Raw genomic sequence first — 13,670 nt, 5'->3', positions numbered from 1 at the left:
TGATCCTGGACGACTGGGGCCTGGCGCCGTTTACCGCTGCGCAACGGCGCGACATGCTTGAACTGCTGGACGACCGCTACGGCAACCGCTCGACGCTAGTGACCAGCCAGATGCCAGTGGACAAATGGCACGCACTGATCGGCGATCCGACCTTGGGCGATGCGATCCTCGACCGGCTGGTGCACAACGCTTATCGGATCGAACTGAAGGGCGAATCGATGCGCAGACGCGCAACGAAATTGACGGCGACAGAGACTTCAGACTAACAATGCAAACCTGCGTCGCTGCGCTCCGACTGCCTGTCCAACTGGACGTGGATCAGGTGTCCAAGTGAGCATGGAACGAGTCTCCAAATGATCGTGGGCTGAGTGTCCAAGTGTCGTGGAATCCGCACCAGAGAAACGTTGGTGCCGCCAATGTGTCCAAAACGTGTCACAGAACCGTGGTTCACGTAAAAATTACGCGTCCAGTCTCTACGGGCTCACCTGGCAGACGACCCGGGTACAACACACTCAGGCGGTGACAGCAGACCTCCACTCAGACCAGTTGGCTCATCCCGCCCAGTCCCCGAATTGGCTGATCTGCTCTCACCTTATTCGCCTTTCAGGCGAAACAGCGTTTGGCATCGAAGGGCTGTTTCTCCTTCAGGATGTGGTAGCTCGCACGCGCCAGTTTGTGCGCCAGCGCCTTGGTAGCAACCACGTTGTTGGTTTTGGCTTTCTTCTTCTCGAAAAAGCGTTTGGCGTCTTCACTGAAGCGCCGGGCAAAGTTGGCCGCTTCGATAAAGGCCCAGATCAAATAGGCATTGCCATTTTTGGCGTTGCCTTCGCTCTTTTTCTTGCCGTTGGAGTAATGGGCGCTATCCACGCAGCGAGCATACGAAGCAAAGTTGCCGACGTCGGCAAAGCGCTCGATATCGCCCGTCTCCAGCATGATCACGGTCGCTAGCACTTCGCCAATCCCTGGCATCGATTTAAGCAAAGCGAACTCCGGTCGCAGTCGGGCACCTTGTAGCAGTCGGGCTTCCAGGCACTCTATTTGGCTATTGAACGCCTCGATGATGGCGACGTTGGCTTTCATCGCCAGAGCCACATCGGGAGGCAGGCCCAGCCTGTCTACCGATGTGGCTGACAGGCGTTTGACTGCACCGCTATTCAGTCGGCAACCCAACTGACGCGCCATGATGTTTTCCACTGCCAGGACATGTTGAGTCCGGCTGCGTACCAACTGAATGCGTTTGCGGGCGAGGTCGCGCAGCGCGCGCTCTTGCGGCGGATGAATGTAGCCCGTCGGCAAGATCCCGAGCCGTAGCAAATGGGCCAAGAACGCCGCATCGTCCTGATCATCGGAATGCTTTAAACCGTCATAACGCTTCATCGCCACGGTGTTGGCCAGCTTCACCTCGAAACCAGCGCCCTTCAAACCATCGACCAGCCAATACCAGTTGTAAGTTGACTCGACCACCACGCCGGCTAACTCGGCGCGATGCGGTTCGAGCAGCATCGTGATCTTCACCAAATCGTTGGGGCAACGTCGACTGAGCAGTACTCGATCCGTTTCGTCGGTAATCACCACAACGCTGTTGTTCGAATGTAGGTCAATGCCACAGAATTTCATCACGGCCTCCTTAGCAAAAGACAATGTTCGCACCTTGAATTTTGCGCCACCTCCGTGAGGTAGGAGGCCGGCTAGATGATTCTCAGACCACGGTTTTTACCTCCTGCTTGATCACTCAAGCGAAACCGTTGTCTGCCCCTTATTATCCTGGCTTGTTGCCAGCGCAACGATAGGGATAGGCTATGTTCAGGAAGAAACACAAAACAATCAGGGTCGAGCTTGTTAACCCAAGGCAACAATCAGGGGACAGACCACGGTTTTTCGCTGCCCCAGAGGCATGGTCCTTTAACTATAAAATTCCGCCGCATCACCATTGACGCGAACTACGCCTTTCGCCCTTACGGCGAGTCACTTTCTCTTTGCTCGCGCGAAAGAGAAAGTAACCAAAGAGAAAGCGCGCCCGGCATCCGGGTTTCGCTGCGCTCAACTTCCCTCGCTCCGGCGCTGTTCCGAGGGTCGTCACGAAGGGCCATCCCTGGCCCATCGTTCCTCGCTTGGCATCCATGCCAAACGCCCCTCTACACAGCGCCTCCACTCGGCCTCCTGACGGGATTCGGGATCGCGTTGTCTGGACGATTTGTGGAGGACAGAGCGAACAGCAAAAGCAGAGCGTGAACGCAAAAGCATCGCGGCCGTGGCCGCTCCTACAGGGCCGGTTGGTATCCGCAGATTTGGAGGATGGGTTGAGCGCAGCGATACCCATCAAAAAGCTGTGGCTCTGCTTTTGGTCATCGAACCGCAATGGCATAGACGACGCCAAACGCCCCATCAGGAGGCCGAGTGGAATCATTGCGTAAGGGGTTGAGCGGCATGGATGCCGCGAGAGCTGCGATGGGCCAGGGATGGCCCTTCGCGGCGTGCCCCTGGAGCAATGATGGAACGAGGGAAGTCGCGCGCAGCGAGACCCGGATGCCAGGGGCAAGACTTTTTGGTTACTTTTGGGGCGACTGCCAAAAGTGACCCGCCGTAAGGGCGGAACCGTTAGATATTTCACTGCCGGCTGCTCCCTTTCCGGGTTGATCGCGACCACGCTCCCGAGTGGGAATGCCGCCCGGGATGCGTTCACGTAGAGCGTAGGAACGATCAGAACAAGTGCAGCACTGCGGGTTCGGCCTCTGTACACTTTCCGCCTTTGAACGATGCCAAGGACGATGACATGCAACAAAAGTGGATTGACCGTCCGGCAACGGACACGGATTGGTTTGATCTGGCACTTGAGCTATCCAACGGCTTTTTCCGTCGGCACTTTTCCTTGGTGGCCAAGGCCGCCCCGCCGCTCTTCGGCTTCGGCATATTCGTCTTCTATTTCTACCGCAACCATTTCTACCCCAGCTTCGACCTGTTCCAGTTTTCCTCTTTGCTGCTTGCTGCTGCGGCCATTGGCTTCGCCATCATTGGCGTTTTGGTAGTGCCGCTGTTCCTACCGGGCCCCTGGATTTTCAGCCAATTTCTCGAGCACAAGACGATCAAGGATAAGCTGCGGGACTCGCGCCCTTATCTCGATAGCCAGCGTGTCTGGTGGGTTCTGAAATTGGGCTGCCTGGTGTACTGGCTTCCCTTCTTGGCCTGCACGGCCGGGCTGCTGACGGTTGCGCTGCTTGCTCCGAAACTCTTCGTTCTGTCGATCTTTTTGATGCCAGTACTGGTTAGCCTGCTCGCCGGCCTGCTCGTCCAAGCCGCTTTCGGGCTGCCTCCGTTCAGCTTCCTTCGCTATTTATGGGCCGCAGATGTAGCCGTCATGGCCGTAGGTGGGTTTACCGCCTTCATCCTGATGCAAACCGCACCGGTCATCGAAGGGTTCGATATCGGCATGTGGGGATGGCTGGTATTCGTAGCCGTCATGCTGATCGTCTCGCTAATAGCGGCGATATGCTCGTTTCTGTTTATCGCAGGCTGGAATGCTGCACTGCACTTTTCCGTGTTCTTCGCGCTGCTGATTGCTGGCTACAGCGGCGTGCTCACCACCCTGCCAGAGAAAACGGTGCGTGCCCTGGGGCTCGGCAATTACCAAGCCGACGCACTCTTGCTGGCGCAGAGCTACTGCGACGAGGCGACGCTGAAACGGCTAGCCTTGGATGAAGGCTGCGCACTGACAAAAGTCCACGTCGTCTGGTCGCTTGGTGAAAACCTGATACTTCGCACCGACGATGAACGCACGATGCAAATTCCATCGAGATTCATTCGGGCCATTGTGAAATCAGACAACTAAAGCAAGAGCTAAAGGGCGGATTGATTTATTTTTGATCAATTCCACGCTCCGAACAGTTGGGGTCACCCCACAAACACTCGTTCGCGATGCCACGCGAGCAGTTCAACACTCGGCATAAACCGTTCCGGCAATTCGATCTGCCGTCCGGCAAGCGGCAACAGCACTTCCCGCACAAAGGGTTCGTCGCGCTGGCGCAACGACGCCGAGAGGATCACCGTAAATTCATCCGTCAGGGCAATCAGGCCTTGGTCGAAGGCGCGGTCATGCAGCGCAGAAAGGCACAGGCCATTGGCAGGATTCAAGCGATTCGCCTTGTCCTGACTCCAAGGCACGATATGACTGGCAAGCAACAAGCGCGGTTCTGCCAAGCCGGACATGCAGCATTTCCCTCGGTAACTGCTCAACACTGCCTTGCGGAAGAACTGCTGCTTTATGCGCTGCTCGACTATCGCTTGCCGTGTTTCACCGATGTAGTAAGCAGTCAGGTCATCTTCGATGGACGGGACTACAACAGCAGTGGCGGTAACCAACCCCGCCCTCAAGCGTTCGCACTCCAGCGCCAGGCCTTCCCAGTCCGCATGAAACTGATCCCAAGTTTCTTGATCGAGCTTGGATGCACCACCCAGACCCTTGCGCCCACTTGCGGTAATAGCGGGGTCAAGGCTGGCGAAGTTGACCAACTTCATCGCCAGCGCCGACGGAGTTCGGCCAATAAAGCCGGCAAGCTGAATGATCTCTGGGTTGCGCTGATGCAGCCGGCCAAAAGGCAGCTGGCAGTACAAATGGAATGCCAGCTTCAGCTCGTCTCGGCTCCAGCGATTGCTACTCAAATTGACGCCTCCTTACGTAGACCCGTGCGTAGATCAGCCGCATTAACGGCCGTCCGGGGCGTTGTTCTGGCCCAAATAAACATTGCTCAGCACGCACTCTACCTGTCCAATCGGCCCGCGTACTCTCATTTAGCCATTACCGGGAACCGTCATGGCGGCTCGCCGTAGCAGCAGACCAAGGAAGAGCCGATGAAGCCGTACCTACTGCTGCTGACCCTGCCGCTCTGCACTGCGGCCCTGGCCGATGACAAGCCGCTCGCCACGCAACTGGGCGAAGCGATGGCGCCCTATACACGCAAGGCCGCCGAGGCCTATTCGGAAACCATGCTGGAGTTCATGGCCGGTGGCACGGGGCCGTTGGCAGACGGCGCACGCTCGACGCTGAAAATGCGTGAGGAGCAGCGGCGAAAGGCTAATCCTCAGCCGCTGCGGCCGGTAAAGGAATGCATGAAACCCGGCAACGTGATCGACGACGACGTGCAGGAATGTGTGCGGGGTTATCGGGACAAGACCTGGTAGCAGCGCATCACCTGCCCCCACAACCCGCTACCGCCGAGCCGCCTCCCCTGCTTCGGCCAACACCGTCTTCAGCAGCAGCTCAACCTTTCGCTGTATCTGCGCAACCTGCGCGCGCTCGGCGCGGACATTCGCGCGCAGCGCTTGCAGGTGCTTAGCTCGCACCAGCAGCGAGTAGCCCGGATATCCACGGTGGAAAACGCTGCGCGGTTTTCCGCGGGGCGGCCATCCGCCCCACTGCCCCAACAATGCGTGAGGCCGTCGGGCAAGCGCCAGGATGGGCACGCGGGAGGTTCGATCCGGGGTTGCTCACCTGGCGGGCGGCAGGTGTCGCTAGAACCCCCGCGCCAGTACGATATCGAACACCCCGCTGCGCCCCTCGCCGTCCGCCTGCAGCGCAATCGTGCTGTCCGGGTGGCCGCTGGCCCAGGGATCCTTGGCGATGTAGGGGTCGCCCTCGAAGTACAGCTGCAGGGTCACCGGCACATGCAGCGACTCCATCACCCGGAAGTGGATATGCGCCGGGCGCGTGATCCCGGCGTAGCGTTCCAGCCCCGGCAGATTGGGCGGTACCGGGTAGCGGCCAGGCATCACCGTCTCGATGCGGTAACGGCCCTGGGCGTCGGTGTAGAGCATGCCGCGCAGGTGGAAATTGCCCTTGTCGGTGAAGTTGCCCGGTGTCTGGGTGTCGTACAGGCCGGTGCTGTTGGCCTGCCAGACCTCGACCAGGGCGTTGGCAATCGGCGTGCGGCAGTCCGCACTGAGCACCGTGCCGCTCACCACCAGTCGCTCGCCGGGCTCCTCCGGGCCGGCCAGTTTCGCCAGGAAAGGCACGCCGAAACGGTAGTAGGGCCCGAGGATGTCGCCCTCGGTAGGCCGACAGATCTGCCGCGCCAGGGCCGGCGAGGCCAGCAGGCCACCGCCGAGGATGACGCCACCATAGAGAAAGTGACGCCGCGAAAGGCCGGCGCCTGCCATTTGCCGCTTGTCCATCTCCGCCTCCTGGCCGGGGCCTGCCCCGGTCGTAACCATGACTGCACGTCGGGCGCAGCAGCGCATGTGAAGGGCCTGGCGTGGATGAATTCAGTCTAGCGAGTAACCCAGGTATCCACGCTGGAAAACGCTGCGCGGTTTTCCACGGGGCTCGCCGCCGAGGCAACGCCTGATGCTGCCTATCGCCTGGCGCAACAGCGCCAGAACCTACTCGGCTGAGAGCTGGTGAAAGAACTCTCGCCTACTGCGACCGCCTCTGCGAACGCCTCCAAATGCCCGCTGCGGCGTTGCGCTACGGCGCTCGATATTTTCACAACCGCTGAGGGCAGATGATATTTCTCACTTGCCAAGATGTAGCTCCTGATGCAGATTGTCATCAATATTGATGAGGAGCTGCCCCATGCGTACCACAGTCACCATTGATGACACCCTCTACCAACAGGCGCTTGAAATGGCCGATCCTGGCATGGATAAAGCAGATATTTTTCGCGAAGCCATCAAAACCTTTGTCCGAGTGCAAGCAGGAAAGCGTCTTGCAGCCCTTGGGGGTACGATGCCTGAGATTCAGGATGTGCCACGTCGTCGTGGCGAGTCGGTTTAGCGATGGGCGTGCTTATCGACACTTCGGTATGGATAGACCACTTCCGCAACGGCAATGAAGGGCTGGTTAATCTGATTGGACTTGACCTGGCGATGACTCATCCAATGGTCATTGTTGAAATTGCCTGCGGAACACCTCCAGCGCCAAGAGCCCGGACATTGAACAACATTTCTCTTTTGCAGCAATGCAATCAGGCGAGTTTGAGCGAGGTGATGGAGTTCATCGAACGCGAAAAACTGTATGGCCTTGGATGTGGGCTAGTTGACATAGCACTTCTTGCTTCCACTCTCATGACATCGGGCACGGAACTATGGACGTTTGATAAGCGTCTTGCTGAATTGGCCGGAAGGTTCGGCGTGGCGCACAATCCGCCCCTGCACTAGGCGCCTGCCCGAGAATGGCAATTGACTCCAAATCGTAGGTTGGCGCTGAGGTACGAAGCCCAACAACACCACCCTGTTGGGCTTCGCGGAGCGGAGCCTGCGCGGCCCGGCCCAACCTACAAAGTTTCAGAACAATTGGGGACACCCATTATTCAGGCGGGGTCTTTTATGGTTAGGGCGCCTATCTGGCGCCCTTTTTATTGCCTACGGAAAACGGGGGTGAAATATATTTCTACTCGACCAGACAATTATTAAGCGGCGAATTCACGCAGCAAGCCTCGCGGCCACCCCGCTGCTCGGTTAATTCTTTTTCTTATCGTCCTTGCCAACTTCGTGACCAATCACCCCGCCGACCGCCGCACCGACACCTGTGCACACCACACCGCCGCAAAGCAAATTCCCGGCAACACCGCCCGCCACAGCACCACCCACCGTGGTCTTATCTTGGTGAGACATATTCGAGCAACCACTCACACCCAGAGTGGCAAGCAGAAGGCCGGTGAACAGCAGTTTAGAAATACTCATGTGCGTGACTCCAATGCGACGCCTTATGAAATACTCTGGCGAATTGCCCGACTTCATAGAGGACGAAAGGCCAGTGTGTGCTCATTGTTGGCTGGCGTCTGGTTTATATCGTCTCCGGCCAAATTGCCTCAAATAAACAGGCCGCCACAACGCCAGGGAGAGTAAGGGCTCCATAAGCGCCCCAGAGAACTGAGCTCGTAGGATGGGTTGAGCACAGCGATACCCATCAAGCGGAGAGTCCGACGACTCCAGGCCTGCGGTCCAACATCGATCTATCAAGCGCGCCATCTCCCCCGTTCAGCAGGCCGAGTGGAATCGTTGTGCAAGGGAGTGAGCCGCATGGATGCGGCGACGACTGCATGGATGCAGGAGGTAGAGCGAAGCAGGGATGCATGCCGCATCGGCTGAAGCCGTTGCAATCGACTGGTGGGGCCCCTGGCCGCTGGCAATATGCCCTGAGCCAGACCAGGTGCAGATTGCTGCATCAGCAAGCAAAGAGCGTTATGAGCATGAGCGCCGACTTTCCCCCATCGTGGCCGGGTTCGGGACGGAGGAGCAGGCGGACAGCCACCAGGGGACACGATTTCCATTAACCGCTATTGCTGGTTTTGCCCTTACGCTGAGCTATCGTCATAGAGATCATCATGCTAGCGAACCCTGCCGACATAACCGTATAGTCATTGCCATGACGTCAAACCCCCATCTGCCCCACGATAAACTGCTGGATCTGCTGCTGGACGTAGTCTGCGTGGTGGATAAAGAGGGGCGCTTCCTATCGGTGAGCGCGGCCAGCGAGCGCGTTTTCGGTTATCGGCCCGAAGAAATGATTGGCCGCATCGCCTTTGACATGATGCACCCGGACGATCGCTCCGCCAGCCTGGCGCTTGTGGAGCAGATTAATCTGGGCCAACCCTCCGCCGATCATGAGAACCGTTACATTCATAAAGACGGTCATATCGTTCATATCATGTGGTCTGCCCAGTGGCTTGAGGCCGAGCAGGTGCGGGTGGGGGTGGCTCGGGATATCACCAGACGCAAGCGTGCCGAGGCGATGCAGGCAGCGGTGTATGCGATATCGGAAGCGGCTCACTCGGCTGAGGATCTGCAGGCGCTGTATCGGCGAGTGCATGAGCTGATTGGTCAGTTGCTGCCCGCCGAGAATTTTTTTGTGGCCTTATACGACGCCGCGAACGACCAGCTCAGTTTTCCCTATTACGTCGATCAGTTCGACACGCCGCCCGCCCCCGGGCCGCTGGGCTCCGACTCCTTCTGTGCCGAGGTTATTCGCTCCGGTGAAGCCCTGCTGTTAACGCCCGAGACGGCTGCGCAGATGCTGGCAGAAATTGGCACCCTGGCAGCCAGGCATTCCCTGGACTGGCTGGGTGTGCCGCTGATATCGGGCACGGATACCAGCGGTGTTCTGGTGCTGCAGAGCTATTGCGGAGGCGTGCGTTACAACGAACAGGACAAAGAGCTGCTGCAGTTTGTCGCGAGCCAGCTGGCGGCTGCGATAGAGCGCAAACGCACGCACTCGCGCCTGGAATTTCTTGCGCAATACGACCAACTGACTGAACTGCCGAACCGTGCGCTGTTCCTCGACCGCCTGCGCAGTTCTCTACACCGGGCGCAGAGAGATTCCTTGCGGCTGGCGGTAATTTATCTCGACATGGACAACTTCAAATACATCAACGATACCTTCGGCCATACCGCGGGCGACCATCTGCTGCGTCAAGTCGCTCACCGCCTCAGGCAGTGCGTGCGCGAATCCGATACGGTTGGCCGTTTGGGCGGTGACGAATTCGCCGTTCTTCTGGACCACATCGGCAGGCAGGAAGATGCCACCCTGGTGGCCGAGAAAATCCTTGTCAGCCTGAGCGCCCCCTACCTCCTGGAAGGAAAAACCTTGATCAGTGCTCCAAGCCTGGGTATCGCCCTATACCCCGAGCACGGCCAGAGCGATCTGCATCTGGTTCGGCACGCGGATGAGGCCATGTACGTGGCCAAACGCAGTGGAGGCAAGCGCTATATTGTTGTCGAGGCTGTGAAGCAATAGTGGCCAGACCACGATTTCCGTTAACTGCTATCACTGGTTTAGCCGCCCTTACGGCCAGTCACTTGATTCGCTTCGCCCACCCTTACGGCCAGCCTGCGGCTGTTACTCCGCTTCGCTATGTTTCGGCCTCCTGACGGAATTCGGGATTGCGTTGCCTGGGCGACTTGGGGAGAACAGAGCGAACAGCAAAAGCAGTGCATGAATGCACAAGCATCGCGGCCATGGGCGCTCCTACAGGGCCGGCTGGTATCCATAGAGTTGGAGAATGGGCCGAGCGCAGCGATACCTATCAAAGAACTGTGGTTCTGCTTTTGCCAAGCAAACCGCAATGGCCCAGGCGATGCCACCCACTACTCCCGGGCCGCCTGCTCCGACTCGTTCAGCAACGCCTGCAACAGCTCGACCTTGCGCTGCAACTGCGCCACCCGCGCCCGCTCGGCGCGGATGGCCGCGCGCAGCTCCCGCTCATCACGCTCGAGCCGCTGCAGGCATTCGCGCTGCATGGCGTTGTGCCAACACTGGGCGACCAGCAGCGCTTGCAGGTGCCGACCGTGCACCAGCAGCAACGCGGCGAGCAGGCCCAGTATCAGCAAGCCGCAGGCGGCGATCCCCATGAGTGCCCAGTTCGTTGTCATACCGTCCATGCCTGCTCCTCCCGAAGCCAAGTTCCCGCTTGATGCATGGCCCCATGCTATGTAGCCTTTCTTTACGCATCTAGAGTGTTTACTCGTACAGGTAAAGTTTTCGCACAGGAGCAGCAGGCATGAAGCGCAAGCAATCGGTAGAAAGCGTTCGCTGGGATCTGGCCCTGCGCTATCGCCTGATCGAAACCGTGGCCTGGTGGGAAGGCCGGTTGACCACCGGGCACCTGATGCAGAGCTTCGGCATCAGCCGCCAGCAGGCCTCGAAGGACATCAACAGCTACCTGGGCGAGTACGCCCCCGGCAACCTCGACTACGACAAGCACCTCAAGGGCTATGTGCCGAGCAGGCACTTCGAGCCGCTGTTCATCGATGACAGCGCCAGCGCCTACCTGCACCTGCTCAACCAGAACCATGAGCGCGCACCGCATGTCGAAGGCCTGGCCCTGGCCTATGCCCACACCGAGATCCTCAGGGTGCCGGACCGTTCGATCCGTCCGCAGATTCTCCGCCCGCTGCTGCGCGCCTGCCGCGAGGGGCTGCGCCTGGAGTGCGAGTACGTGTCGCTGGCCAACCCGCTCGCCGAAACCCGCCTGATCGCCCCGCACACGCTGATCTACACCGGCATGCGTTGGCATGTGCGCGCCTATTGCGAGAAGAACCGCGACTACCGCGACTTCGTCCTCAGCCGCTTTCGCGGCGAGCCGCAGGTGCTGGACGAGTCCGAGCATGGGCGTGAGGGCGATGCAGGCTGGTCGACCGAGGTGACCGTGGTGATCGCACCCGACCCGCGCCTGCAACCGGCGCAGACGGCCATCATCGAGATCGACTACGGCATGCAGGACGGCCAACTGCTGGTGCCCAGCCGTGGCGCGCTGGTGCAATACGTGCTGCAGCGTTACCAGATCGACCCGCACAAGGTGCAATCCAAAGCCAGCGCCCAGCAAATCGTGGTGGCCATCCTGGAGGAGCTGGGGCGCTGGCTGTATAGCTGAGGCGCGTTTTCATACTTGTTTGCTGTTGCGAGCACCGGTGGCGTCAGAATCTCCCTGCAGGAGCGGCTTTAGCCGCGAAAAGTGCATAGCCAGCCAGCCCGGCTCGCGGCTGAAGCCCCTCCCAGCAACAGTCCGCAGCCGTACACCGGTGGGTGATCTGCCTCGGTCGGCGTGGGAGGGGCTTCAGCCGTGACAATCGTTGAAACGCCGAAAAAATTTCACGGCTAAACGCGCAGATCCGCCCTGCCCAGCTTTGCCCAGGAAGCGGGGAGCAGGCGGCGCAATCGCGCAACCCATAACGGCTGCATAGCCTTTATACATGGAGCAAACCCGCGGCTTACTCGGCCGGGCCATAGGCCACACGGGCCAGCAGCAGACAAACGACGCCGAGGGCCAGCACGGCCAGGGCGTTATCGAGGGGGGAACCGATGATCCACATGTTGCGTACCTCCAAACCGGACGGGATGTGCACACCACCCTAGGCCCGGCCGGCGCAGACGTCGACCTGTCGCCTTTTCGCGCGTAAAGCTTTGGTACAGGTTCGCACTTCTGTGCTCAACGGGTGGGCAACGCTTTCCCTGCCACGGTCAGCCACTTATTTGGCCGGGCCGAGCATCTCGATCCGGCGAATATCGAAGTCGCGGCGCAGGTAGTCCATGCGCTGCTCATGAAAGCGCCGCATGTGCGGCAAGGCACTGTGGATGGCCAGGTGCTCCGGCGATTGCCAGACCTCGTAGAAGATGAACAGCGTCGGGTCCTGGTGATCGCGCAGCATGTGGTATGCGATGCAGCCCTCCTCGGCCCGGCTGGGTTCGACATAGGCGCGAAACAGCGCCTCGAACTCGGCGGCCTTTTCGGGCCGGGTGTGAGCATGCAGGATGAATCCGTATCGGTCAGGCATGGTGGTGCTCCAGGGCTAAGGATTCATTTACCTTACAGTGCCAAAAACCACCCCATTCATGCTTTTCAGTCAAATATCATTTGCTCCGCAGCCGCTGTTTCGCGCCGCCCGCGGCCCCTAGCATGCCGCCATCCAACTAACCGAGGCGCATGCCATGAAGAAGATCCTGCTGCTCGACGGCGGTAAACAGTTCGCCCATTCCGCAGGCCGTTACAACGCCACCCTGCATGACGCCGCGCTGGCCTTGCTCGACCGCGCCGGCTGCGACCTGCAGCAGACCCGGATCGATGCCGGCTACGACCTCGCCGAGGAAGTGGCGAAATTCCTCTGGGCCGATGTGATCATCTATCAGATGCCGGGCTGGTGGATGGGCGCGCCCTGGACGGTGAAGAAGTACCTCGACGAGGTTTTCACCGAAGGTCACGGCAGCCTGTATGCCAACGACGGTCGCACCCGCGCGGACGCCTCGCAGAAGTACGGCAGCGGTGGCCTGCTCCAGGGCAAGCAGTACCTGCTGTCGCTGACCTGGAATGCCCCGCAGCAGGCCTTCGACGACCCGACGGACTTCTTCGAGGCCAAGGGCGTGGATGCGGTGTACCTGCCCTTCCACAAGGCCAATCAGTTTCTCGGCATGAGCCCGCTGCCAACCTTCCTCTGTGTCGACGTGATGAAGCGTCCGGCCATCGAGGCGGATGTCGCCCGTTACCGGCAACACCTGGCGCAGGTACTCGGGTTAGCGGTTTGAACCGCCGAGGACAGGCCGCGCTGTTTCGCTGAGCCAGCGGCGCGGCCTTTCAACTCCCGATTAGCGCCGCATGCTCACCACGAACCAAGAGACCTTCGCCCTTACGGTGAGTTTGCCGTGGTTGCTCGCGGCTGCGTGCCCCTCGGCCAGGGCGGAGATCAACCCGGCGGCAACGGAACCTTCACGGCTTTTCCGGTACTAATCCCGCAGTCTTTCCTCCTAAGTAGAGATACCCTGCCATGCGCCCCATAGTCCGCCTGCTCCTGCTGAGCACCGCTGCCCTGTCTTTGTCCGCCTGCTTCAATAATGAGGTTCCGCCCATCGATCTGAGCGGTTTGTGCACTTACAACACCGATCCCCAGGCGGAGCGCTGCAAGGCCGGCCAGATGGCCTGGTTCCGCCCGGACCAGGGCAAGTTGATCAGCGAGGAGATGGCCCTGAGCGTGGCGGCCGCCTATTGCGACTTCAACCATCCGGTGATGCACAACCGTGCCGGCGTGCTCTGCGTGTTCACCGATCAGCGCCTGGCTGTAGCCAAGTAACCGCCTTGCAGGATGTGGCGGACCGCGTAGGTTTGAGCGCAGCGATACCCATCACAGGCCACCCGGGCGGCGATCCGTTCGGAGCGCAGTGACAGCCCGCAAGCATCAAGCGCGGCGCG

Annotated in this window: 14 protein-coding genes and 1 pseudogene; 9 read left to right on the top strand and 6 right to left on the bottom strand. The window is 59.6% G+C overall.

What is annotated here, in order from left to right; genetic code table 11:
• Positions 1-266: pseudogene (istB, locus tag BM315_RS05795) on the top strand (IS21-like element ISPre4 family helper ATPase IstB); the annotation flags it as partial.
• 337 nt (positions 267-603) lie between these two features.
• On the opposite strand, the gene BM315_RS05790 reads toward istB, so the two are convergent.
• The gene (locus tag BM315_RS05790; RefSeq protein WP_090498737.1) at positions 604-1,617 is read right to left on the bottom strand and encodes an IS110 family RNA-guided transposase; all 1,014 of its coding nucleotides are present in this window, start codon (positions 1,615-1,617) and stop codon (positions 604-606) included.
• Between the two features lie 1,156 nt (positions 1,618-2,773).
• Between BM315_RS05790 and BM315_RS05780 the strand changes: the two genes are divergently transcribed.
• The gene (locus BM315_RS05780; RefSeq protein ID WP_090498735.1) at positions 2,774-3,826 is read left to right on the top strand and encodes a hypothetical protein; all 1,053 of its coding nucleotides are present in this window, start codon (positions 2,774-2,776) and stop codon (positions 3,824-3,826) included.
• Between the two features lie 62 nt (positions 3,827-3,888).
• Here the strand turns inward: BM315_RS05780 and BM315_RS05775 are convergent, their stop codons facing one another.
• A complete protein-coding gene (locus tag BM315_RS05775) occupies positions 3,889-4,656 on the bottom strand; it encodes an HNH endonuclease (protein WP_090498733.1) in 768 nt (255 codons plus the stop codon).
• 189 nt (positions 4,657-4,845) lie between these two features.
• On the opposite strand from BM315_RS05775, the gene BM315_RS05770 reads away from it, so the two are divergent.
• The gene (locus BM315_RS05770) at positions 4,846-5,175 is read left to right on the top strand and encodes a hypothetical protein (protein WP_090498731.1); all 330 of its coding nucleotides are present in this window, start codon (positions 4,846-4,848) and stop codon (positions 5,173-5,175) included.
• Between the two features lie 330 nt (positions 5,176-5,505).
• On the opposite strand, the gene BM315_RS05765 is transcribed toward BM315_RS05770, so the two are convergent.
• Positions 5,506-6,165 (bottom strand): dioxygenase family protein, encoded by a 660-nt coding sequence (locus BM315_RS05765; RefSeq protein ID WP_090498729.1) that lies wholly within the window; start codon positions 6,163-6,165, stop codon positions 5,506-5,508.
• Between the two features lie 400 nt (positions 6,166-6,565).
• Between BM315_RS05765 and BM315_RS05760 the strand changes: the two genes are divergently transcribed.
• Positions 6,566-6,766, top strand: coding sequence for a type II toxin-antitoxin system VapB family antitoxin (locus BM315_RS05760; protein ID WP_090498727.1), 201 nt, complete (start codon positions 6,566-6,568; stop codon positions 6,764-6,766).
• A gap of 2 nt (positions 6,767-6,768) precedes the next feature.
• A complete protein-coding gene (locus tag BM315_RS05755; RefSeq protein ID WP_090498724.1) occupies positions 6,769-7,149 on the top strand; it encodes a type II toxin-antitoxin system VapC family toxin in 381 nt (126 codons plus the stop codon).
• A 300-nt stretch (positions 7,150-7,449) separates the two neighbouring features.
• On the opposite strand, the gene BM315_RS05750 is transcribed toward BM315_RS05755, so the two are convergent.
• The gene (locus BM315_RS05750; protein WP_090498723.1) at positions 7,450-7,674 is read right to left on the bottom strand and encodes a glycine zipper 2TM domain-containing protein; all 225 of its coding nucleotides are present in this window, start codon (positions 7,672-7,674) and stop codon (positions 7,450-7,452) included.
• 685 nt (positions 7,675-8,359) lie between these two features.
• Here BM315_RS05750 and BM315_RS05745 point away from each other — a divergent pair.
• Positions 8,360-9,727, top strand: a complete 1,368-nt coding sequence (locus tag BM315_RS05745) for a sensor domain-containing protein (protein ID WP_090498721.1) — start codon at positions 8,360-8,362, stop codon at positions 9,725-9,727.
• Positions 9,728-10,077: 350 nt separating this feature from the next.
• On the opposite strand, the gene BM315_RS05740 is transcribed toward BM315_RS05745, so the two are convergent.
• Positions 10,078-10,371, bottom strand: coding sequence for a hypothetical protein (locus BM315_RS05740; RefSeq protein ID WP_141123927.1), 294 nt, complete (start codon positions 10,369-10,371; stop codon positions 10,078-10,080).
• A 119-nt stretch (positions 10,372-10,490) separates the two neighbouring features.
• Between BM315_RS05740 and BM315_RS05735 the strand changes: the two genes are divergently transcribed.
• Positions 10,491-11,363 carry a helix-turn-helix transcriptional regulator gene (locus tag BM315_RS05735; RefSeq protein WP_090498717.1) on the top strand — a complete coding sequence of 291 codons (873 nt, stop codon included), beginning with the start codon at positions 10,491-10,493 and terminating at the stop codon, positions 11,361-11,363.
• 595 nt (positions 11,364-11,958) lie between these two features.
• Here the strand turns inward: BM315_RS05735 and BM315_RS05730 are convergent.
• Positions 11,959-12,264 (bottom strand): putative quinol monooxygenase, encoded by a 306-nt coding sequence (locus BM315_RS05730; RefSeq protein WP_090498715.1) that lies wholly within the window; start codon positions 12,262-12,264, stop codon positions 11,959-11,961.
• A 154-nt stretch (positions 12,265-12,418) separates the two neighbouring features.
• Between BM315_RS05730 and mdaB the strand changes: the two genes are divergently transcribed.
• Positions 12,419-13,009 (top strand): NADPH:quinone oxidoreductase MdaB, encoded by a 591-nt coding sequence (gene mdaB, locus BM315_RS05725; protein ID WP_090498712.1) that lies wholly within the window; start codon positions 12,419-12,421, stop codon positions 13,007-13,009.
• A 239-nt stretch (positions 13,010-13,248) separates the two neighbouring features.
• Entirely contained in the window at positions 13,249-13,551 is a 303-nt protein-coding gene (locus BM315_RS05720) for a hypothetical protein (RefSeq protein WP_090498709.1), read from the top strand.
• Positions 13,552-13,670 lie beyond the last annotated feature (119 nt).

It is taken from the genome of Pseudomonas borbori (assembly GCF_900115555.1).
GTDB lineage: Bacteria > Pseudomonadota > Gammaproteobacteria > Pseudomonadales > Pseudomonadaceae > Aquipseudomonas > Aquipseudomonas borbori.
Note: the sequence above shows the minus strand (reverse complement) of the source record. Positions and strands in the feature narration are given on the sequence as shown.

What these genes read in the sequence shown, in the direction of transcription:
- BM315_RS05780 (WP_090498735.1), top strand. Translation starts at nt 2,774, where the DNA reads ATGCAACAAAAGTGGATTGACCGTCCGGCAACGGACACGGATTGGTTT.
- mdaB (WP_090498712.1), top strand. Translation starts at nt 12,419, where the DNA reads ATGAAGAAGATCCTGCTGCTCGACGGCGGTAAACAGTTCGCCCATTCC.
- BM315_RS05750 (WP_090498723.1), bottom strand. Translation starts at nt 7,674, where the DNA reads ATGAGTATTTCTAAACTGCTGTTCACCGGCCTTCTGCTTGCCACTCTG.
- BM315_RS05760 (WP_090498727.1), top strand. Translation starts at nt 6,566, where the DNA reads ATGCGTACCACAGTCACCATTGATGACACCCTCTACCAACAGGCGCTT.
- BM315_RS05740 (WP_141123927.1), bottom strand. Translation starts at nt 10,371, where the DNA reads ATGGACGGTATGACAACGAACTGGGCACTCATGGGGATCGCCGCCTGC.
- BM315_RS05745 (WP_090498721.1), top strand. Translation starts at nt 8,360, where the DNA reads ATGACGTCAAACCCCCATCTGCCCCACGATAAACTGCTGGATCTGCTG.
- BM315_RS05735 (WP_090498717.1), top strand. Translation starts at nt 10,491, where the DNA reads ATGAAGCGCAAGCAATCGGTAGAAAGCGTTCGCTGGGATCTGGCCCTG.
- BM315_RS05770 (WP_090498731.1), top strand. Translation starts at nt 4,846, where the DNA reads ATGAAGCCGTACCTACTGCTGCTGACCCTGCCGCTCTGCACTGCGGCC.
- BM315_RS05720 (WP_090498709.1), top strand. Translation starts at nt 13,249, where the DNA reads ATGCGCCCCATAGTCCGCCTGCTCCTGCTGAGCACCGCTGCCCTGTCT.
- BM315_RS05755 (WP_090498724.1), top strand. Translation starts at nt 6,769, where the DNA reads ATGGGCGTGCTTATCGACACTTCGGTATGGATAGACCACTTCCGCAAC.
- BM315_RS05765 (WP_090498729.1), bottom strand. Translation starts at nt 6,165, where the DNA reads ATGGACAAGCGGCAAATGGCAGGCGCCGGCCTTTCGCGGCGTCACTTT.
- BM315_RS05730 (WP_090498715.1), bottom strand. Translation starts at nt 12,264, where the DNA reads ATGCCTGACCGATACGGATTCATCCTGCATGCTCACACCCGGCCCGAA.
- BM315_RS05790 (WP_090498737.1), bottom strand. Translation starts at nt 1,617, where the DNA reads ATGAAATTCTGTGGCATTGACCTACATTCGAACAACAGCGTTGTGGTG.